Annotated in this window: 19 protein-coding genes; 17 read left to right on the top strand and 2 right to left on the bottom strand. The window is 41.0% G+C overall.

All coding sequences use genetic code 11. The features are described 5' to 3' along the window. Positions 1 to 185 precede the first annotated feature (185 nt). Positions 186 to 1,085: a cell wall hydrolase gene (locus tag KFT32_RS25585; RefSeq protein ID WP_211750192.1), complete on the top strand. Its 900-nt coding sequence runs from the start codon at positions 186 to 188 to the stop codon at positions 1,083 to 1,085. A 78-nt stretch (positions 1,086 to 1,163) separates the two neighbouring features. Next, a complete protein-coding gene (locus KFT32_RS25580; protein WP_211750191.1) occupies positions 1,164 to 1,847 on the top strand; it encodes a metal-dependent hydrolase in 684 nt (227 codons plus the stop codon). Positions 1,848 to 1,923: 76 nt separating this feature from the next. Here KFT32_RS25580 and KFT32_RS25575 read toward each other — a convergent pair whose 3' ends face one another. Further along, positions 1,924 to 3,075: an MGDG synthase family glycosyltransferase gene (locus KFT32_RS25575; protein WP_211750190.1), complete on the bottom strand. Its 1,152-nt coding sequence runs from the start codon at positions 3,073 to 3,075 to the stop codon at positions 1,924 to 1,926. A gap of 268 nt (positions 3,076 to 3,343) precedes the next feature. On the opposite strand from KFT32_RS25575, the gene KFT32_RS25570 reads away from it, so the two are divergent. The 4 genes from KFT32_RS25570 (at position 3,344) to KFT32_RS25555 (ending at position 12,176) form a co-directional block, all read left to right on the top strand. Further along, complete coding sequence (locus KFT32_RS25570) at positions 3,344 to 3,931, top strand: TetR/AcrR family transcriptional regulator (protein WP_211750189.1); 588 nt, start codon at positions 3,344 to 3,346, stop codon at positions 3,929 to 3,931. 300 nt (positions 3,932 to 4,231) lie between these two features. After that, entirely contained in the window at positions 4,232 to 6,694 is a 2,463-nt protein-coding gene (locus KFT32_RS25565) for a YhgE/Pip domain-containing protein (RefSeq protein WP_211750188.1), read from the top strand. 495 nt (positions 6,695 to 7,189) lie between these two features. Then, on the top strand, positions 7,190 to 11,788 hold the full coding sequence (gene gltB, locus KFT32_RS25560) for a glutamate synthase large subunit (protein WP_211750187.1): 4,599 nt from the start codon (positions 7,190 to 7,192) through the stop codon (positions 11,786 to 11,788). Positions 11,789 to 12,029: 241 nt separating this feature from the next. Next, positions 12,030 to 12,176, top strand: a complete 147-nt coding sequence (locus KFT32_RS25555; RefSeq protein WP_211750186.1) for a hypothetical protein — start codon at positions 12,030 to 12,032, stop codon at positions 12,174 to 12,176. Positions 12,177 to 12,321: 145 nt separating this feature from the next. On the opposite strand, the gene KFT32_RS25550 is transcribed toward KFT32_RS25555, so the two are convergent. Then, a complete protein-coding gene (locus tag KFT32_RS25550; protein ID WP_211750185.1) occupies positions 12,322 to 12,690 on the bottom strand; it encodes a helix-turn-helix domain-containing protein in 369 nt (122 codons plus the stop codon). Between the two features lie 222 nt (positions 12,691 to 12,912). On the opposite strand from KFT32_RS25550, the gene KFT32_RS25545 reads away from it, so the two are divergent. From KFT32_RS25545 to KFT32_RS25495, 11 genes are all read left to right on the top strand, one after another. Further along, positions 12,913 to 13,335, top strand: a complete 423-nt coding sequence (locus KFT32_RS25545; protein ID WP_211750184.1) for a hypothetical protein — start codon at positions 12,913 to 12,915, stop codon at positions 13,333 to 13,335. 118 nt (positions 13,336 to 13,453) lie between these two features. Continuing rightward, positions 13,454 to 14,212, top strand: coding sequence for a tyrosine-protein phosphatase (locus KFT32_RS25540; protein WP_211750183.1), 759 nt, complete (start codon positions 13,454 to 13,456; stop codon positions 14,210 to 14,212). A gap of 37 nt (positions 14,213 to 14,249) precedes the next feature. Then, entirely contained in the window at positions 14,250 to 14,999 is a 750-nt protein-coding gene (locus KFT32_RS25535) for a YveK family protein (protein ID WP_211750182.1), read from the top strand. After that, complete coding sequence (locus KFT32_RS25530; protein ID WP_211750181.1) at positions 14,980 to 15,672, top strand: CpsD/CapB family tyrosine-protein kinase; 693 nt, start codon at positions 14,980 to 14,982, stop codon at positions 15,670 to 15,672. The genes KFT32_RS25535 and KFT32_RS25530 overlap by 20 nt, the downstream gene beginning before the upstream one ends. A gap of 260 nt (positions 15,673 to 15,932) precedes the next feature. After that, the gene (gene galU / locus KFT32_RS25525; protein ID WP_211750180.1) at positions 15,933 to 16,841 is read left to right on the top strand and encodes a UTP--glucose-1-phosphate uridylyltransferase GalU; all 909 of its coding nucleotides are present in this window, start codon (positions 15,933 to 15,935) and stop codon (positions 16,839 to 16,841) included. Positions 16,842 to 16,888: 47 nt separating this feature from the next. After that, entirely contained in the window at positions 16,889 to 17,533 is a 645-nt protein-coding gene (locus KFT32_RS25520; RefSeq protein ID WP_481856369.1) for a sugar transferase, read from the top strand. A 27-nt stretch (positions 17,534 to 17,560) separates the two neighbouring features. Next, positions 17,561 to 18,502, top strand: coding sequence for a GDP-L-fucose synthase family protein (locus KFT32_RS25515; protein ID WP_211750179.1), 942 nt, complete (start codon positions 17,561 to 17,563; stop codon positions 18,500 to 18,502). 21 nt (positions 18,503 to 18,523) lie between these two features. Next, complete coding sequence (gmd, locus tag KFT32_RS25510) at positions 18,524 to 19,525, top strand: GDP-mannose 4,6-dehydratase (RefSeq protein ID WP_211750178.1); 1,002 nt, start codon at positions 18,524 to 18,526, stop codon at positions 19,523 to 19,525. Then, the gene (locus KFT32_RS25505; RefSeq protein WP_349304954.1) at positions 19,458 to 20,807 is read left to right on the top strand and encodes a lipopolysaccharide biosynthesis protein; all 1,350 of its coding nucleotides are present in this window, start codon (positions 19,458 to 19,460) and stop codon (positions 20,805 to 20,807) included. The genes gmd and KFT32_RS25505 overlap by 68 nt, the downstream gene beginning before the upstream one ends. Before the next feature lie 23 nt (positions 20,808 to 20,830). Continuing rightward, positions 20,831 to 22,012, top strand: coding sequence for an O-antigen ligase family protein (locus KFT32_RS25500; RefSeq protein ID WP_211750176.1), 1,182 nt, complete (start codon positions 20,831 to 20,833; stop codon positions 22,010 to 22,012). Between the two features lie 58 nt (positions 22,013 to 22,070). Next, positions 22,071 to 22,543 (top strand): glycosyltransferase family protein (locus KFT32_RS25495; protein ID WP_211750175.1); only part of this gene is annotated, 473 nt, incomplete at its 3' end.

The raw sequence follows: 22,543 nt of genomic DNA, 5'->3' as shown, positions 1-22,543 counted from the left end.
ATAGAGAGCAAGTGTTCGTGTGTGAAAAAACCAGATGTATCAACGGAATACGCCTACTCAGCGCAGTGCTCTTACAGGGGTCTCATCGTGATGTAAGCCCTCTGAATTCGATATGGCCTAGTATTCAAACCTTGCAATTTTGGTTACAGTTAAGTAGAATTGTGCCGATATAACAGGAGGTCATTATGAATACAAATAGAGAGACTCGCTGGGTAGCACCACTCATGTTTGTGCTGCTTGTGTTTATATTGGGGGTAAGCCTTATTACTAAGGCTGTTGAAGTATATGGGGAAAGTACAACTCAGGAGAATCCGAATTCCGGTAATCCGATGAACCAAATATCAGCAATAAATAACAGCAGGATGAACTCTGAACACAATGGAGTCGCTATGCTAACTTCCGTGATGGATAAAACAGGTTTATATACATTTTCTGCGGGTCAATTGACCCAAGGTCCGGCACACTTGTCATCGGAAGACCATGTTCTGCTTAAAACAACAGCTCTTTCCGCAGAAACAACGGTGGAGAATCAAAAAGAGGCTGAGAAAAAGGCTTTGGAAGCCAAAAAAGCGGAACGAAAAAAATTATTGGAACAGAAAAAGGCGATTGCAGTTGCATCGGCCAAAGCAAAACTTACTACTCCCCCCAAAACTTTATTCTTTACCAAGACGAAATTACTAACCCAGGAACAAAAAAGTAAGGCAACCTGGAGCTACAACGTCTCGGATAAAGAGCTGCTAATGCTACGTAAAATCGTTATGGCAGAAGCAGAAGGCGAACCGTACGAAGGCAAAGTAGCTGTAGCTAACGTTGTCTTGAACAGGCTTCGGTCAGCCAAATATCCCGATACTATTGAAGGCGTTATATATCAAAAATATCAATTCAGTCCCGTTGCGAACGGTCGAATGGACCGTGTAACTCCGAACGAGGATTCGATTCGTGCTGTCAATGAAGCGATGCACGGACGTAAAGAAGTACCGGATGAGACGCTTTATTTCTTATCTATTACCCTCGCTGACGATTTAACTGTACATCATTCGCAAATAAAAGTGACGAGAATCGGTAATCATACATTTTATAAATAAGGTTCAAGAGTGATATAATAGAGATGATAGTTCCTTAAGAAATTGGGTAATTTCTATGTATTAGGAGGGTATCAATCTATGAAAATCACTTATTATGGACATTCATGTATTCTTGTAGAAGAAGCAGGCAAGCGGGTTATTATTGATCCTTTTCTGACTGGAAATCCGACAGCTAAGATTGCTGCAGAAGATGTGAAAGTCGATGCGGTGCTTTTGACACACGGTCACTCAGACCACTTTGGAGATACCTTAACGATTGCAAAGCAGAATGATTGCCCGGTTGTAGCGATATATGAATTAGCCGAATACTGCCAGAATCAAGGGGTACAAGCTCATCATATGAACATTGGTGGAAGTCATCAGTTTGATGGGTTCAAAGTTAAGTATACGCTGGCTTTTCATAGTTCCTCTCTTGAAGTAGATGGTAAGACTGTATATATGGGAGAGCCTGCCGGCATCCTGTTAACAATGGGAGACAAAACGTTATACCATGCAGGAGATACGGCACTGTTCGGTGATATGAAGATTATTGGTGAACTGAACAATATTGATATGGCTATTCTGCCAATTGGAGATGGACTCACAATGGGACCTGAGGATGCTGCGATTGCAGCAGAATGGATTGGAGCGAAGAAAGTCATTCCTGTTCATTATAATACCTTCCCATTCATCCAGCAGGATGCGAATGCGTTCATTCATCTCCTGCAGCCTAAAGGAATCGAGGGAATTGCCTTGGAACCGGGAGCAAGTACAGAAATTTAATAGGTATATATAAGAAAAAGCTGCTTGTTTTCACGCCCTATGGAGCGAGATGACGAGCAGCTTTTTTTCTTTGATTCTATCGAATATTCAGGATCATTTCTTCTTCTGTACTTGATGCATGTTGCGTAAGAAGCTTATAGACTGTGCGGGTACATATTTCAGGATCATATTCTTCCGGTCTCGATATGGCGGTCCCCCTTTCCGTTTCTGAGAAACGCGTAGTCAGACGAATAAAATGTTCGTCGAGGGTTCTAGAGTCTTTTAGAACAACACCGAAACCCGACTCTACAAAATACTCACAATTCTCTTCTTCCTGACCAGGAAGGGGAGGAGCAAAAAACATAGGAAGCCCTTTGGCCATTCCTTCTGTACAAGTCATCCCGCCTGGTTTGGTAACCAGCAGATCGGCTACATTCATCAGTTTGCTTATTTCATTGGTATACCCCAATATACGAATATGGGGATGCTGATATAAGGGAGAACCCTTCAGCCGATGGATCAGCTTTTCGTTATTTCCTAGACAGAAGAGGAGTTGTATCTTGTCTGCCCAGGAAGCCATTTGCTCCATAAGTTGGTCTGTAAGCGGCAATCCCCAACCTCCGCCCATGATCATGACGGTAGGCAGAGCTTTTAGTTGAAGTTCTTCACGTGCTTCCTGTTTGGATTGTTCCTTCCAGAAGTCTGGATGAATAGGAATCCCTGTAACTTGAATTCGGCATGGTTCCACTTGCTTTTGACGTAACATGGAGCCCACTTTTGGTGTGGACACGAGAAACTGATTGACCTCTGGACTAATCCAAGCACCATGAGCATCATAATCTGTGATCAGGGTATAAAGCGGAATATCAAGGCCCTGACGCTTGAGCCTAGAGATGATCGCACTCGGAAAAGGATGAGTACAGATAACGACATCCGGGTTCAGTTGAGTAATCACCTTTGACGTATGGGAATAGAACAACCTATGTAGAGCAAGCCTGCGAAAACCATTTAAACGTTTGTTTTGAGAACGATAGATGAGACCAATTAATCGGGGTGTTGAAGTAACGGTTTTACGATAAGCCCCCAAGATAAACGGGGCAAGCATGGGATTTAGAATTTTACCTAGCTCAATGACACGCGCATTCACATCGGGATATAATTGTTTTAATCCTTTTTCAAGTGCATGAGCAGCCTGGGTATGTCCTGTCCCGAATCCTTCAGACAGTAGTAACACTCTTTTTTTTCTCATGATTTCACCTATCCGGATATGAGTTGTAATTTCGTTTATGCTTCATTGTACATATTATGATGAGGTATTCGAATCAAGTTCTTTTTTCTTATTAGAAAGGAAGAATGTGCTTCAATGTAGCAAACCAAAGTAAGACGATCGTTAGGCTAAATAAATTGTAACATTTTTCTTGCTAATTGCAGATAAAAGTGATAAAGTGATTTTTGACCGAATGACCATTTTAGATTTTTAGTCATTTTTATGAATCAATGATAAGGGAGGCGAGGCGATGGCTCCGATAGATCGTCGCAAACAAGTAATTCAAGCAGCAGCACAATCCTTTGCATTGTTTGGTTATAAAGCAACGACGATGGATCAGGTGGCTAAGATTGCGAATGTCGGTAAGGGAACAATCTATACTTTCTTTACTAATAAGGAAGAGTTGTTCGATGAAATTTTGCATGAAGTCATTTTGGAGATGAAACATATTGCGGAAAGAGAGCTTGATCATGAGCAGACTTTTGCAAGCAATCTTTTTCGAATTCTAGATTCGCTCTTGGAGTTCAGAGAGCAACATGAGCTGCTGATCAAGCTATCTCAAGAAGTGAGAGAATTCGGAACGGTACAAGCGAAACTGGGAAATGCAAAAGTAGAAGGTGTAATTACAGGTTATTTGGAGAAAGAACTCCGCTTAGCACAAGAAAAGGGAGAAATTAAACCATGTGACCCGAAAGTAGCAGCCTACATCATGCTGAAACTTTATATTGCACTAACTTCCGATTGGAGTCAGGGGAATGAACCGCTGGGCAAGGAACAGATTAAACAGTATATCGATTTGTTTCTCGTACACGGACTGACCACAGATATTCCAGTATAAGATACGTTTGGTGAGCCGGCTACATAGATATATTAATGGGTGCAGCCGGCTTAATATCCTAAGTGATATGAAATATTAATAATAATGTTTCACTACATCAGGTAAAGGCGTATATAAATAAAGCAGTTATTAAATTGCACATTTTTTTAGATGTCAGAGGAATGTTTATTTTTTTAATCTCATATGACTAAATGAGGAAAACAGTCATGAAGTTCGTGCTTTCTATTTTCATACTGTGCTTTATGAAGTGAATTACGGCTGAAAGCCCGAATGAGATGGTGTAGAGGAGAGAAAGAAATAATGAAGTCATTATCCGTATTTTTTCAAGATGTATGGCGAGCGCTGAAGAACCCGAAGATTCTTATTCCGGTCATTGCTGTCATGCTTATTCCCATTTTATATACGGGCGTGTATCTCACAGCCTTCTGGGATCCATACGGCAAGCTTGAGACACTGCCAGTGGCCGTTGTAAATCAGGACCAAGGTGCCAAGTTTGAAGGAAAGCAGCTCAAGATCGGGGAAGAACTTGTAGATGAGCTGAAAAAAGAACAAGACTTCAATTGGCAGTTCGTTGACCTCGATGAAGCAAAACAAGGAATGGATAACAATGAGTACTATATGCTTATCACCATTCCTGAGGACTTCTCACAAAGAGCAACGACATTAATGGATGAAGATCCGAATCCTTCAGAACTGATATATGAACCGAACGGGAATTATAACTTTGTCGGTGCCCAGATCGGAAATACGGCGATGAAGGAAATCAGTAAGAAAGTGTCTGCAGCAGTGACAGAATCCTACACAGAAACGCTGCTGGATAAATTCACAGAAGTCGCTGACGGATTCGAGGAAGCAGGAGACGGAGCGAATGAAATCAATGATGGTGCTGGAGAACTTAACGATGGAGCACTTACGCTTCAAGACAATCTGAAGAAACTCGCTGACGGAACGCTCGAACTGCAAGAAGGAGTTGCTCCGCTCGCTGATGGGGTCAAAACCTTAGATGATGGAGCAGGCAAATTAAGTTCAGGTGCTAGTGATCTTTCCTCGGGTCTGTCCCAGCTCGTTGATGCGGGAGGTCAATTATCTGGCGGTGTTGGGAAACTTCAAGATGGTGCTGGTCAGCTGAAAGATGGGATTACCACTTCCAAAGAAGGAGCAAACAAGCTTAGCACAGGTCTTACCTCCGCTTCCGAAGGAGCAGACGGACTTGTAACGGGTCTGGAAGATGCATCTGCGGGAAGTCAGAAGCTGGTATCTGGACTTACTTCTACAGAAGCAGGCGCAAGTAAACTTTCGGATGGGTTAAAAGGTGCGTCAGATGGAAGTCAGCAACTTGTAGAAGGACTTACTTCTTCAGAGGCAGCAAGTAAACAGCTGGCACAAGGAGCACAAGGAGTAGCTGACGGAATTAAACAACTGACAGAACAAAGTCCTGAACTCGCTGCACTTCCTGAGGTTCAGAAGCTGCTTGCAGCTAGCCAGGCAGTTGCCGCTGGAACGAATGAGCTAAGTGAAGGGCAAGATAAACTACTCAGCGGAGCGCAGACACTGAATCAAGGAAATGGACAGTTGTCAGCAGGCGCAGATGAGTTGTTAGCTGGTCAACAGCAATTGCTTGCAGGAGCGCAGTCTTTAAATGAAGGACATGATAAACTGCTCAGCGGAGCCCAGCAACTCGCAGCAGCTCAGAAGCAACTAGCTGAGGGCGCAAGTACACTTGCAGCAGGTCAAGATCAGCTGCTTGCAGGAGCGGATCAACTGTATACAGGTCAGGGAGAGCTTGCTAGCAACATGGGCTTGTTCGGACAGAAGCTAGGAGAAGCAGCAACAGGCAGTCAAACGTTACAGTCAGGTGCGGCGGAACTTAAAGATGGAACAAGTACGCTGGCTGGCGGTGTAGGTGATCTTACAGGTGGAGTAGATACGATTGCAGACGGTTCAGTAAAACTGACCGATGGTGCAGGGGAACTTCACGATGGACTTACCGAATTAAAAGATGGATCTGGAGAGCTTGCAGAGAAATTGAATGAAGCGGCAGACGAGACATCGGAAATGAAAGGGAAAGACGATCGTTTCGTTAATATGTTCGCAGAACCGGTTCATACCGTAGAGGATGAGTCCAAATCTGTTTCCAATTACGGAACAGGCTTAACCCCTTACTTCATGTCGATCGGGTTATTTGTAGGTGCACTCATTTCGACGATCGTCATGAGCATGCGTGAAACAAGTGTTCCTGGTGCAACACCTTGGGCTCGTTTCGTAAGCAGATTCTTTGCTTTTGCAGGCATGAGTATTGTTCAGGCACTTACACTATGTTCGTTTATGATCTATGTATTGCACCTTGAAGTACAGAGTGTTCCGTATTTCTATCTATTCTCTATCATTACGGGCCTTGCCTCAATGATGATCGTTCAGGCACTAGTAACTTGGCTGGATCTGGTGGGACGTTATATTGCCATCGTTTTGCTCGTCCTTCAGCTAGCGACAAGTGGAGGTACATTCCCGCTTGAAACGCTTCCTCAGTGGATGAAGCCGATTAGTCATTTCTTACCTATGTATCATAGTGTCATTGGTTACCGTGGTGTTGTAATGAGCGGAGATTTCGATCTGATGTGGCATCAAGCCGCGTTACTGGGCATTTATGCCGTAGTAGGCATGTTGCTTACACTAGGTTATTTCTTGTGGAGCGGTTACAAAAAACGTAACGATCATTCGGCTGATCAAGATCAAACACCGAATAGCGAAGCATTGTCAGTATAACGAATAATAATACGTTTTATTGCAGTCTATAGTATCTTAACATGGATAACGAATCATGAAAGTGCTGCATATCACATGAAGCCCCGCCTTCCTCAGGAAGGCGGGGCTTGTTATTTTCTGAAAGATTGTACAAATTTTCAGAGTATTGGTCCATTGAAATGTAACACCATAATGGCAAATAATTAAGGACAATATAAAAATTACATGGGGATGAAATTGAATAAATATTCAATAAAATGTTGGTAAAAAACGTCTGCACACCAAAGGAAATTTTGAATTGCGCTGATGTAAGGTCGGTGTTAAAATAATAGAACTATACTTATATCGGTAAGACCATCAGTTAATATTCATGCAAAAGATTCTGGCAGCACTTGTGTAGCCGACATGAACGGGCTATTTATGATCAAGCTGTCATCCCCCTTTTTTGTCCCTTCGTCAAGTTTCGTTTGTCACGGATGTTCCCAAAAATTCTTGGATATAGAAAGGTTGCGTTCCATGAGACATACTGGATTACCTCCAAAACAGGGTCTGTATGACCCGCAGTTCGAGAAAGACGCTTGTGGTATGGGTTTTGTGGCTAACATTAAAGGTGTACCTTCTCATGATATTGTCAGCCATGCCTTGACGATGCTGAGTAATATGGAGCATCGCGGAGGACAGGGGAGTGAGCCGAATTCCGGTGACGGAGCCGGAATTCTGATCCAAATTCCTCATCAGTTTTTTACAGAAGAAGCAGAGCGTCTTGGTTTCCGTCTTCCTGAACAAGGTCATTATGGAGTGGGTATGATATTCACATCACGTGACGAAGAAGTTCGGAAAGAGCATTTGAACATCTTGCAGCAGATCGTGGAAGAAGAAGGTCAGCTGTACCTTGGTGTTCGCGAAGTACCTACTTACGACGAAATGCTCGGTAAATCAGCGCTTGCTGCAAAGCCTTATGTATGCCAAGTGTTTATTGGAACGGGTGAAGGCATTTCAGGCGGTCTAGATCTTGAACGTAAATTGTACGTCATTCGCCGCCGTGCGGAGCAGCAGATTCGTTACTCCGATCAGGTAAAGGATGCGAATGCATTTTATATTCCGAGTATGTCTTGTCGTAAAATTGTATACAAGGGCATGCTGACTACAGAACAAGTGGGTCAATTCTATATCGATCTGCAGGATGAGCGCGTAGAATCTGCGATGGCTTTGCTGCACTCGCGCTTCAGTACGAATACGTTTCCGAGCTGGGAACGTGCGCATCCCTATCGTTTCATGATCCACAACGGTGAGATCAACACGATGCGTGGTAACGTGAACTGGATGCATGCGCGTCAGTCACTATTTGAGAGTGAATTGTTCGGAGAAGACTTATCCAAAGTGAAACCGGTTATTAATGCAGATGGATCGGACACAGCGATGTTTGATAACACGCTGGAATTTCTGTATCTAAGCGGGCGTTCCATGCCTCATGTAGCTATGATGATGGTGCCTGAGCCTTGGAACAACGACGAAAGTATGGATGAGAATAAGAAAGCATTTTATGAATATCACAGTACGCTTATGGAACCATGGGATGGTCCTGCTGCAATGGCATTTACGGATGGTGTGCAGATTGGAGCAGTACTTGATCGAAACGGTCTGCGACCTGCACGTTACTATGTAACTAAGGATGATCGTATTGTACTCTCATCTGAAGTGGGTGTGCTTGATATCGCACCAGAAAACATCCTGTACAAGGATAGACTGCGTCCAGGACGTATGCTACTTGTGGATACCAAAGAGGGACGTATTATTTCTGATGATGAAGTGAAAGCACAGATTGCATCTGAACAGCCTTACAAAGAATGGCTGAATGAGCATCTTGTAGATCTTCATGATCTTCCAGATGCGCCTGAACTTCCAGAACCGAAGCATGACAACATTAACCAGTTGCAGCTGGCATTCGGCTATACGTTTGAGGAGCTGCGCAAAGTGCTCGAACCGATGGCTTCCACAGGAATGGAAGCAACAGGTTCTATGGGCTACGATGCACCACTTGCGGTATTATCGGATCGACCACAGCGTCTATATAACTACTTCAAACAAATGTTTGCTCAGGTAACGAATCCACCGATTGATGCGATCCGCGAAGAAATTGTAACTTCGACGCTGACAACCATTGGTCCGGAGCGTAACTTGCTGCTTCCAGAACCGGAAAGCGCTAGACAGATTCGTGTGTCTTCGCCGGTTCTCTCCAATGAGGAATTTGCAAAATTACGCCATGTACGTAGACCTGGTTTCCGCTCGATGACGATTCCGATCTTCTTCCCTGCCAAAGAGGGTGCGGAAGGAATGAAGAAGGCGATGGACGTTCTTTTTGAGGCGGCTGATCGTGTCATTGAGAAGGGACATAACATTCTGATTCTGTCTGACCGTGGTATGGACGCAGAGAATGCAGCAATTCCTGCACTTCTGGCTGTATCTGGCCTTCATCATCATCTGATTCGTCAGGGTACCCGTACGAGAGTCAGCATTTTGCTAGAGTCCGGAGAACCTCGTGATGTCCATCATTATGCAGTACTTCTTGGTTACGGTGTGAGTGCAGTGAATCCTTATCTGGCATTCGAGACACTCGATGATATGATTCAGCAAGGAATGCTGAGAGGCATTACCCATGAGAAGGCAGTGAAGAACTACATCAAGGCAGCGACTAAAGGTGTTGTTAAAATTTTGTCCAAGATGGGGATTTCTACGATTCAATCCTATCGAGGCGCCCAGATTTTTGAGGCAGTAGGACTGAAGAGTGATTTTGTTGATAAATACTTCACATGGACTCCTTCCCGCATCGGCGGAATTGGCATGGAAGAAGTAACAGCAGAGGCACTGACACATCATAATCGTGCTTTTACAGATAAAGACGGCAACGATAAAGTGCTGGATTCAGGCGGAGAATATCAATGGCGTAACGATGGAGAAGATCATTTGTTTACACCTCAAACGATTCACACGCTTCAGCATGCCGTAAGAACGGGAGATTATAATCTCTATAAGAAATATGCGAAGCTCGTGCAGGGCGAGAATGAGAAGAAACTCACGATTCGTTCTATGCTCAAGCTGAAGCCGGTAGGTCCAAGTGTTCCACTTGCGGAAGTAGAGTCAGTTGAAGCCATTATGGGACGTTTCAAAACAGGAGCTATGTCCTTTGGTTCCATCAGTAAAGAAGCACATGAGGATCTTGCGATTGCAATGAACCGCGTGGGCGGTAAGAGCAACACAGGTGAAGGCGGAGAGGACCCAGCTCGTTTTATTAAAGACAGCAATGGGGATTCACGCCGCAGCGCGATCAAACAAGTTGCATCCGGACGTTTTGGTGTAACTTCGAATTATTTGGTCAATGCCGATGAGATTCAGATCAAAATGGCGCAAGGGGCTAAACCAGGTGAAGGTGGTCAGCTTCCAGGACGTAAAGTATACCCTTGGGTTGCAGAAGTCCGTGGTTCGACACCGGGTGTAGGTCTGATTTCGCCTCCGCCGCATCATGATATATATTCCATTGAGGATTTGGCAGAACTGATCTATGATCTCAAAAATGCCAACCCTCGTGCCGACATTAATGTAAAACTCGTATCGGAAGCAGGAGTAGGTACGATTGCAGCAGGCGTAGCCAAAGGCCGTGCCGATATTATCCTTGTCAGCGGATACGATGGAGGAACTGGGGCTTCCCCACAAGGTTCCATTCGTCATGCTGGTATGCCGTGGGAGCTTGGTCTTGCTGAGACGCATCAAACACTGATGCTTAATAATTTGCGTGATCGCGTCGTTCTTGAGACAGACGGAAAGATGCTGAACGGTCGTGACCTCGCGGTTGCAGCTTTGCTTGGTGCTGAAGAATATGGCTTCTCTACTGCTCCGCTAGTTGCACTCGGATGTATTATGATGCGCGTATGTCAGATGGATACTTGCCCTGTAGGGGTAGCTACTCAGAATCCAGAGCTTCGTAAAAACTATATGGGAGATCCGGCTCACGTCGTTAACTTTATGCGCTTTGTTGCAGAAGATATGCGCGAGATTATGGCTGAGCTTGGATTCCGCACCATTGAAGAGATGGTGGGGCGTACCGATTGTCTGGATGCAGAAAGTGCAGCAGATCATTGGAAGAAGAGCGGTGTAGATCTTTCCCTGCTCCTGCATGTGCCGGAGGAAACGGAAGGAATGGGCCGTGTACGTACACAAAGACAGAATCATGGTCTCGAAGAGACTCTGGATATCCAAAAACTTGTGCCGATGGCTGCTCCAGCTCTTGAGTCTGGTCAGCTAGTGGAAGGGGTACTCAGCATTACGAACGTGAACCGTGCTGTGGGAACCATTCTTGGCAGCGAAGTTACACGTAAGTACGGTGCTGCTGGACTTCCAGAAGACACAATCCAGTTCAAGTTTATTGGATCTGCGGGTCAGAGCTTTGGTGCATTTGTGCCAAAAGGAATGACGCTAACCGTTGAAGGAGATTCCAATGACTACGTAGGTAAGGGTCTATCAGGAGGTAAACTGATTGTGAAACCATCACCTCAGTCTACTTTCCCTGCGGAAGATAACGTCATTATCGGAAACACGGCGCTCTATGGCTCTACGAGCGGAGAAGCATATATCAGCGGCATCGCAGGTGAGCGTTTTGCTGTTCGTAACTCCGGGGCTCGTGTCGTTGTCGAAGGTGTGGGTGATCACGGCTGTGAATACATGACCGGAGGTCGTGTCGTAATTTTGGGTAGAACGGGTCGTAACTTTGGAGCAGGGATGTCTGGCGGTATTGCCTACGTCTATGATCCAGAAGGTACGTTCCTGAGCCGTTGTAATCTGGAAATGGTTCTTCTGGAGCGGATCGAGGATACTTCGGAAGCAGCGGATCTACGCGGTATGATTCGTCGTCATACGGATTACACAGGAAGTAAGGTTGGCGAGCACATTCTTGAACACTGGCAACAAGAAATCCAGAATTTTGTCAAGGTCATTCCGAAAGATTTCAAACGTATGCTGGAACAGATTGAGAAAGTACAGTCAGATGGACTTACGGGTGAAGCTGCGTTGTTAGCTGCATTCGAAGCTAACATGCGTGAGCTGGCTCGAGCAGGGCAGTAATGTGAAATGATGTAATTACCATATATAGTAAAAACGAGAAGCAGGACCTTGTAAACTAGGACCCCACAATGGGCTAGTTATGAGGTCCTGTTTTGATTTCGACAAAAATAGAACCATATTTTCCTTACATTCCGCCATAAGACGACAACATCGTTAGGCTTTTTTTCGTATAATAGGTCTAGTACTTTAGGTTGCTAAAATATACATGAAAATATATATAAAATTGGAAAGGTTGTCGGTAATGAACATGGAGTATCCAAGCAGGAACAATGAGCAGCAAGTACAACAGAGCAACCAGCGGAAACCGGTAGATATCATGGATGTACTCAAGCAATGTGGTATCGATCCGATTCACTGGCAATCTCTCGTGCTGCCAGAGGATTCCTAGAATATACATTGAGGTGCAGCAGCAGTGTTAACTAACGCGAGATTATACATATACAAAAAAGCTGCAATTCATCGCTTGATAAGCAATAGATTGCAGCTTGTATTTTTGTAAATGTATACATTATGTATCCATTCATATATTGGGATTAATTCATATCACGTTCCATTCTCACAAAAGCAATGAATCGCTTTGCTTCTTCCTCGGATAATGGTTTCCCATCGATCATCAGTTCAAATTTGCCAAGGACTTCACGATCCGACAATTCTAATGAATCAACAAATCCTCTAACTTCTTCATCCAGTACCATATCTGGATTATTCGTTCGGCCAAGTAAGAAATCAACCGATACATGAAACGTATCAGCGAGCTTTGTCAACGTTTCAAAGTCCGGTTTTCTGCGACTTTTCTCATAGTGTGACAAAGAAGCTCTCGTTATATCAAGTATATTGGACAATTCCTCCTGAGTCATGCCTTTCTTTTCCCTGAGTTCTGCAATTCGGTGTCCGTAATCCATCTATATAATTCCTCCTGGTTACTATGAAATGTTCCAAATTCTAGTTGTTTCTAGCTATTGCAAATACAATCTTAGCCAATTATCGCTTGACATGATACAGAATGTATCGTAAATTTGATACATCAAGGTTACAAATTGTATCATTTTGTCACACTTTTCTAGCCTTGACCCCATTCGTGTCGTTCATACCTCGAAATATTTACGTAAAAAGGAATGAATCTAATGAACCAGGTCAAAGCCCATGAGTCCAAAGCATTTATGTATATTCACAAGTATCAAGAACAAGTCATTAATAGTAAATCGAGACCCGTTATCTTAATGGCATTAGGTCAGCAATCCGTTACCTTTGTAAGTGATCTGTTCATCCCCATTACATCAGATCTTGAAATTGGACTGGCCGTCCAGGATGAACATAGCAATTTCCATTCATTTTGCACTTTGAAATGGAAACAAGAATTCGGAAGCTTCACGTTATATCACGCTTTTTTACATAATTATGAAGAACACAGACTATACATAAAAGGACAACTGAATTGGATGATTCATCGGATGCCCCATCTATATGAATTTCGTCCGTTAGACCGGATGGAGGAGTGGGTCCTCATCCATAACAAGTATTACAACAGAATAGACACCTTTATCTAGCATACATATCGCCATTTTACTATATTTCTATAGTTCCTGCATTAGTTCTTTGACCCCAATATCAAAGTGCGCAACATATTTCTGTAGAGGGGGACATAGTATTGAGGGTGCTAGCTTTATGATTGAAATTCACAGCCACATTCTACCAGGTCTCGATGATGGTCCTGCTACCTCAGAAGAAGCTTTACTGCTTGCCCAGTCGGCGGTTGATGCGGGTATTACGAAGATTATTGCTACACCGCATCATTTAAATGAAAGTTATGATAATCCTCGCCATGAAGTGGAGGAAGCAGTTAGACACTTTAATGTACTACTACAAGAATGCGATATCCCGCTTCAGATTCGTTCGGGGCAAGAAATCAGGCTACATCCAAGATTGATGGAGCTATGGATGAATGAAGAATTGTTGACACTTGCATCTAGCAAGTACATGTTGCTGGAACTTCCGTATCACGAGATACCAGCATATTTTGGAGATTTACTGCATGAACTGAGAATAAGAAATATCATTCCGATCATTGCTCATCCAGAACGTAACGCTGTTTTGTTAAGAGAGCCTGACAGACTAAGGCAATATATGAGAGATGGTGTGTTATGCCAGATCACCGCCCAATCCTTCTTAGGACTTTTCGGTCGAAAAGTTCAGAAGTGGTGTTTTCATTTTTGTAAACAAAACGGGTTTCATTTCATTTCATCAGATGCACATGATCTTAAGCAGCGCAATTTTGCTTTAAAGGCTGCCTATGAACGAATAGAAGAACGCTTCGGGACAGAGATGGTTAATCAGCTTCAGATTAATGCTCGGAGAGTGTGGGATGACCGCCTCGTTGAGCTTGCGGAACCAGCGAATACACGGCGCCGATTACTTTTATGGTAGTTGCAGGGTGCGCTTCAAGAATAGGGAGGAAACTAAATTGGAACTGAAGGAATATATGAATATTATCCGTAAGAGGTTATGGCTTATCGCTGCAATTGTCATTGTGGCCTGTCTAGGTGCAGGACTTAAGACATATATGACAACTCCTCTGTATAATGCGGAAGCAAAATTGATAGTGAATCAGACCTATGATCGGCAAGGAACAGCGATGCTGGATTATACGCTCATTCAAACGAATATTATGGTCATTAATTCATATACGGAAGTCATTAAATCATCTGCGATTCTAGATAAAGTCGTTGCCAGCTATCCAGATTTAGGATTAACTTCTCAGCAGCTAGCATCCATGATTTCTGTCTCTTCTGCAAATGATTCACAAGTGATGAACTTAACCGTACAGGATACCTCCTATGAGCAAGCTGCCAAAACGGTCAATGCCGTTGCCAAAATTTTTGAGGCTCAAATTCCATCTATTATGAAAGTAGATAATGTGACCACGTTAAGTCAGGCTCCACTAGAAGAAAATGCAGCTCCAATTAATGTTAATCCGGTCATGAGTATATTGATCAGTTTTGTTATTGGTCTCATGCTGGCAGTTGGTCTCGTGTTCTTGCTCGAATATCTCGATGACACGTTCAAGAGTGAAGCGGAACTGGAGAGAGAACTTGGCATACCCGTTATCGCAGTGATTGCAAGAATCAGGAAAGAGGACGTGAAGTCATCTCATTCAGTAACAACATCCCAACAACAGGTAGGTGAAAGCTCTTATGCCACGGTCAACCACTGATCGTCATCAGCTGGTAACAGCGATGAATCCCAAAGCTCCCATATCGGAAGCCTATCGTACCCTTCGAACCAATGTTCAATTTTCCGCGATTGATGATCAAATTAAAGTACTAATGGTAGCCTCTGCACAGGCTGGGGAAGGAAAAACGACTACCGTCAGTAATTTAGCGGTCACCTATGCGCAAGAAGGAAAAAAAGTACTCATTATCGACACAGATCTACGAAAACCATCGCTGCATCAAGTGTTTACCGTTTCTAATCATGCTGGTTTGTCGAGTGTTCTGGCTGGAAGGTACCCAGTAATTGAGGTACTTCAGAAGACTTCGATAGACAATCTGGATGTTCTACCTTCCGGGCCGGTTCCTCCGAATCCATCGGAGATGTTGGGATCGCGCAAAATGTTGAATTTACTGGAAGAACTGAGTGAACGTTACGACATCCTACTCTTTGACACACCACCGGTATTGGCGGTAACTGATGCCATGATCATCAGCTCCCTCTGTGACGGTGTTATCCTTGTGGTGAACTCCGGCAAAGTGAAGAAAGATCTGGTTAAGAAAGCGAAAGCAAAGCTGGAACATGTGAATGCTCGTATTCTCGGGGTTGTTTTAAACAATTTGCAGCTCGATAAGAATCAATCTTCTAACTACTATTACTACTACGGTGAACGGTAATTAGTGAATTCATTATCTTCAATTTAGGTAATGCCTACTGGACCTTTATCACTGTAGGCACTCGGTCACACTGTGGGTTAAGTGAACCTTAGACGTGAATCGTCAAGGGTGTGATGTGAGGAGGGGTTAAATGCCCTTTTATGAAATTGAAAGTAAGAATTGTACCGCTTACATTCATAGTTTCAGCTAAACGGTACAACTCGTGCTTTCAAGTTGTAATACTGAAATCATAATAATGAAGAAGGATAGGGTGATGATGTATGAAAAAAGTAAGAAAAGCCATCATACCTGCAGCAGGTCTTGGCACAAGGTTTCTGCCTGCTACAAAGGCAATGCCTAAGGAAATGTTGCCTATCGTTGACAAGCCGACTATTCAATACATCATCGAAGAAGCAATAGCCTCAGGTATTGAAGATATTATTATTGTTACAGGGAAAGGAAAACGAGCGATTGAAGACCATTTCGATAATTCCTTCGAACTAGAGCAAACTTTGTTATCGAAAGGAAAGCTGGATCTCTTAGAAGAAGTACGTAAATCATCCAATGTAGATATTCATTACATAAGACAGAAGGAACCGAAGGGGCTTGGGCATGCCGTCTGGTGTGCACGGAACTTTATTGGCGATGAACCGTTCGCCGTATTATTGGGCGATGACATTGTGGAAGCTGAGGTACCGTGTACTAGACAGTTAATCGAACAGTACGAACTTCTGGAGAGATCGATTGTTGGTGTACAGACGGTGGATGCGGAGCAGACCGATCGATATGGCATTGTAGATCCGCTGAATTCCGAAGGACGCCTGTGTGCGGTGAATCGGTTTGTTGAGAAACCAAAACTTGGCGAAGCTCCATCCAATTTAGCTATTATGGGAAGATATATATTTACTCCTGAGATCTTTGACTATCTGGAAGAACATAACATTGGAGCAGGCGGTGAAATACAGCTTACCGATGCCATTCAGCAGCTGAATGAAGCAGAGGGTGTATATGCTTATGATTTCGAAGGATCACGTTATGATGTGGGGGAGAAATTAGGTTTTATTTTGACGACGATCGACTTTGCACTCAAAAATGATGAGCTTCGATTACCGATTCTGAAGGCACTGGAAGAGATACTTGAGAGAGAATCGACTGCAAAGCTCGCAATCGGCGGAGGTGAATTCGAGTGAGCTCGAATCCCAGAGGTAGTGAAGCGGAGATTATTCTAGAATCAACAATCTACGAAAGTAATTCAGCAAACATAAGTAATAAAGATCAAATATATCTAGTCATGAAGCGTGTAACAGATATTGCTGGTTCCTTGTTCGGTATTATTTTGCTATTACCGGTATTTTTAGTGATCGCAGTTATGATAAAGATAGAGGATCCGAAAGGACCGGTCTTCTTCAAACAGCTACGGGTCGGCAAGAATGAGAAGACATTTTATATGTTCAAATTTCGTTCCATGGTCCATAACGCAGAAGAGTTATTAGAACAGCTACTTGCGCAAAATGAAGTCAGCGGTGCGATGTTCAAAATGAAGAATGATCCAAGAGTGACTAAGATTGGGCGTTTTATCCGTAAGACGAGTCTGGATGAACTTCCTCAGCTCTGGAATGTACTGAAGGGCGAGATGAGTATGGTCGGACCAAGACCTCCATTGCCTCGGGAAGTAGCGGAGTACTCTTTATATGATAAGCAAAGACTACATGTAACACCGGGTTGTACGGGGTTGTGGCAAGTGAGCGGACGTAATAGTGTTGGTTTCGAAGAGATGGTGGAGATGGATATTGAGTATATTCGTGATCGGAAATACTGGTATGACATTAAAATAATATTGAAGACTGTAAAATTGCTTTTTGGAGCGAAGGATGCTTTTTAATTTTCTTGTTGAAGGAGTATTTAAAATATGGACTTACATTCGAAAATTTATGTTGCCGGACATCGTGGACTTGTTGGTTCTGCAATTTACCGTGCACTTGAAACGCGAGGATTTAAAAACATTATAGTTAGGACCAGTAAAGAATTAGATCTAAGAGATAAAGAATCTGTAGATATATTTTTCCAGAATGAAAAGCCTGATTTCGTTTTTCTGGCTGCAGCAAAAGTAGGTGGTATTGTTGCCAATAATGAGTATCCAGCAGATTTCATACGTGACAATTTGCTCATTCAGACAAATGTGATTGATGCTTCCTATCGATATGAGGTTAATAAACTCTTGTTTCTGGGATCAACATGTATATATCCTAAACTAGCTCCTCAACCACTTAAAGAGGAATACTTACTTACAGGCACATTAGAACCAACTAATAGCGCTTATGCTGTAGCTAAAATTGCTGGGATCACGATGTGTCAATCATATAATCGCCAATATGGAACTAGATTCATCTCTGCAATGCCTACAAATATGTATGGTCCAAATGACAATTTTGATCTAAAGACATCACATGTTCTTCCTGCTCTTATCCGAAAGTTCCATGAAGCCAAATTAAATGGAGATGCAACGGTAGAAGTATGGGGAACCGGTACACCTAAGCGAGAGTTTCTACACTCTGATGATCTTGCAGATGCTTGTATTTTCTTAATGAAGCACTACGAAGAAGACGAGATCATTAATATTGGCGTCGGAGAAGACATCTCTATTAAAGAATTAGCTGAAACAATTCAACAAATTGTGGGCTTTGAGGGTGAAATTGTTTTTAAAACATCTGCCCCTGATGGAACTCCTCGTAAATTAGTTGATGTAAGTAAAATTAATAAACTTGGATGGGCAGCGAGAATACCATTAAATGAAGGAATTGAAGCGGTCTATGTAGCTTTCTGTAAAGAATATTTAGTTGAACAAAAATAGTAATGTTGGAGGAATATAAACATGAAAAGAGCTCTAATTACGGGAGTTACAGGGCAAGACGGGTCCTATCTTGCGGAACTTTTACTTGAGAAAGGTTATAAAGTATTCGGTCTTAGAAGAAGAACTAGTACACCAAATTATGAAAATGTGGAACATATTAAAGATCAAATTCATTGGATTTCAGGTGATCTAACAGATCTCGCTTCATTAATTGAAGCGGTTCGTATTTCCAATCCAGATGAAGTATATAATCTTGCGGCTCAATCATTTGTAGCAGCTTCCTGGCCACAACCATTGTTAACAGGACAAATAACTGCATTGTCCGTAACAAATATGCTTGAGGCAGTACGCATTATAAAACCAGATTCAAAATTTTATCAAGCCTCAAGTAGTGAAATGTTCGGTAAAGTGGTAGAAACTCCACAAAAAGAAACAACTCCTTTTTATCCAAGAAGCCCATACGGTGTAGCTAAAGTATATGGTCACTGGATAACAGTGAACTATCGAGAAAGTTTTAATATGTTTGCGTGCTCTGGAATTCTGTTTAATCATGAATCACCTAGACGTGGACTTGAGTTTGTTACAAGAAAGGTAACAGATGCAGCTGCACGAATTAAGCTTGGACTGCAAAGTGAACTAAGAATGGGTAATCTGGATTCCTTACGGGATTGGGGTTTTGCGGGGGATTATGTTAAGGCGATGTGGCTCATGCTCCAACAAGATGAACCGGACGATTATGTTATTTCTACTGGAGAGATGCATACGGTACGTGAGTTACTTGAAATTTCCTTTTCTTATGTAGGATTGGATTATAATAATTATGTTGTCATTGATCCTGAGTTCGTAAGACCAGCTGAAGTGGATCTTCTACTCGGAGATTGCAGTAAAGCTAAAGAAAAATTAGGTTGGACATTAGATGTTGGCTTTGAGGATCTTATTAAGATGATGGTTGATAATGATTTGGAGAGAAATTCGAATATTGCTATTTATCAGTCATCAGATAGATTTTCATTACAGAAATAATATGAATAGACTATTACAAAGGTTGAGAGGAAGTAATTTTTCCTCTCTTTTTATTGGGAATTTAATATATACTATATCGCAATGGCTTATTGTAGTAAGTATCTCAAAACTAGGCAATGTTTCAATGGTTGGAGAATATTCGTTAGCGTTGGCAATTACTGCACCAATAATATTATTTCTCAATTTCCAGTTGAGAAATTTTCAGGCGACAGATGCAAAAAATGAATATTCTTTTAAAGATTACTTAACTTTAAGAATTGGAATGTTAATTATAGCTTTCATTATTTTGATTTCTATTTCTATTCTATCCAATTATAGTTTTCATCAAGCTATGATTATTCTGACAATAGGCCTAGCCAAAATAATTGAATCTATTTCTGATATTTACTTCGGTCTATTTCAGAAGAAAGAGCATATGAATTTTATTTCATACTCTATGATTACAAAAGGCATAGGTTCTGTTTTAGTAATATCTTTAGTGTTGTATTGGTCTCAAAATTTATTGTACGCTACAGGTTCGATGGTTATCATTTGGTTTTTGATACTAGTATTTGTTGATATTAAAAATCAATCTAGATTCATTGAAGAAAAAAATAAAACTCAATTTTCTAAATCTAATATTCTAAATTTAAAACGATTACTTCAAATGACGTTACCATTGGGTATTGTTGCAACACTTGATTCACTGATCAATAACATTCCGAGATATTTTTTAGAGAGAGTAAGTGGTCCTGAATACTTGGGATATTATTCAGGAATAGCTTACATAATGATCGCTGGTGGTACATTTATGGGAGCGATGTTGCAAGCTTCAAGTCCTTCAATGTCTAGATTATTTCATTCAGATATACATCTTTTTAGTAAAAAGGTAAAGAAACTAACGTTATATTCAATCATGATTGGAGTATTTGGAATCTTAATAAGTGCATCTATGGGTAAATGGATACTGACCTTAATGTATAACCGAGAGTATGGATATTTTAATAATGTATTTATTCTCATTATGATTGCGAGTTTATTTTGGTATATTTCTAGCACTCTTGGAGCAGCTTTAACTGCATCTAGGTTTATAAAATTTCAGGTTCCGATTTTTCTGATTTCAGGTATCCTTGTGTTACTTTTCTCATTTATATTGATACCGCGTTATAACATGATCGGAGCAGCCATCTGTATAATTATTGGAATGATGACACGAATGATCATTTCCTATTTTTGTCTATCATTTGTTTTAAAAAGAGAGAGCTATACTAAGGCCTCTTCCGTTGTTTTATCAGAAAATTAAAATAAAATTTAAGGATAATACTTATGAAAAAGTTATTACTTCATTCAACATTCTCATTAGTCATTATAACTAATATGTTTTCCTTAATGAGATTTAGCAATGATGATTTCTTTTATTTATTAAAATTTGGTGCGTTTGTCTTTCATATAGTACTTCTTCTCCTATTAATTTTAAACAACAAATTTTACGTATCTAAAGCTACAAAGAAAATAACAGTTGTTTTTTATTTTTGGATGCTCGCAATGGTCATTGGACTGTTAAATAGTATCATCTTCTCAGACTTTATTTCTATTATGCTAACTACGATCTCTTACTTTCTTTTATTTTTTTATAGCTTTTTTATACTTCCTAACTTTCTGAGGTTAGAGGGAATATCGTTTTACAGTTTAATCAAGAATGTGTTTTATTCGATTAGCGGAGTAATGCTATTTTCGGTAATAATTTCAATTGGTGATCCGCTTGCATATCATTTGGATCCAACCAGTTTAAGAAACAGATATTATGCTTTTTTTGATCATCCAAATTTCTTAGGACTGTATTCCACATTAGGGATAATAGTTACAATATTAATGTTTAGCTTATGCAAGATGAAATTAAGTTTAGTTACTATTCCTTTTTACCTATATTTAATTATCTTGAGTGGGAGCAGAACGGCACTTATAATGTCGTTTATTTTTATTTTATTTGTAATGTTTATGAATGTATCGACTAAATTGCTAAGATTTATTTTTATAAATCCTATTGCAATTTTCTTTTTGTTTGCAATATCAATAATACTTATTACAATGGTAAATTCAGAATCTTTTATAGACACATTAGATAAATTGTTAAGTAACAGGATTACTATTTGGACAGATTTAATAGCAAGTAACAAAAGTAGCTTGATGCATTTTCTGTTTGGCCAGGGGAATTTAAATAGTGAAGTTTCTCGTGATAATTACTATGTCTCCGTTTTGATTGATAATGGAATGATTGGTTTAGGAGCTTTTTTAATTATGATTACACTTGTAATAAGGACTCTTTTAATGAATAAAAAGATAGACAAGGTTCATATGTATGCTGCAATTCTTATGTTTATAGTGATGCTGTACTCATTTTCAGAAAGTATTTTTTATACACTTGGTAATGTTTTTAGTCTTTTTTTATGGGTTTTAGTTGGATATATACTTAATATTAAAACTTTTGAAAAACCTATTAGAAATTAAATATTATTCTTCTTTTCATTTTATTATAGGAAGCAAGTTTTTAAGGGAGGATATTTGTATGAGAAAAAAGTTATTATATGTCCATCATTCTGGATTGTTAGGAGGTGCTCCTAAGAGTCTCACTTATTTAGTTAGTGAAGTGGACAATGAAAAGTATGAGGCAGAGATATTAACAATACGTAATGGACCGGCAGTTGAACTTTTACAATCATCAGGTCTCCCTGTGAAAATCGCAAAATTTATGTTTCCTTTTCACGGAACAACTGTTTCTGGTATGTCTAAGAAATTATTTATCAGAAATTTAATAGGAGCTTTTCCTACTTATTTTATGGCTAAGAGATACATCAAGAAGTATAAACCACAGATATTACACTTAAATAGCACATGTCTTTTTTTAGTTGCCAAGGCAGCTAAAAAAGTATCAAAAGATACAGTTGTTATATGTCATGTAAGAGAACCTTTATTAAAAGGTTTCGCAGGGGATATCTTAAAAAAAATGAATCATAAGTACGTAGATGGATTTATATCTAT

This window comes from Paenibacillus sp. Marseille-Q4541, assembly GCF_018310695.1.
GTDB lineage: Bacteria > Bacillota > Bacilli > Paenibacillales > Paenibacillaceae > Paenibacillus.
Note: the sequence above shows the minus strand (reverse complement) of the source record. Positions and strands in the feature narration are given on the sequence as shown.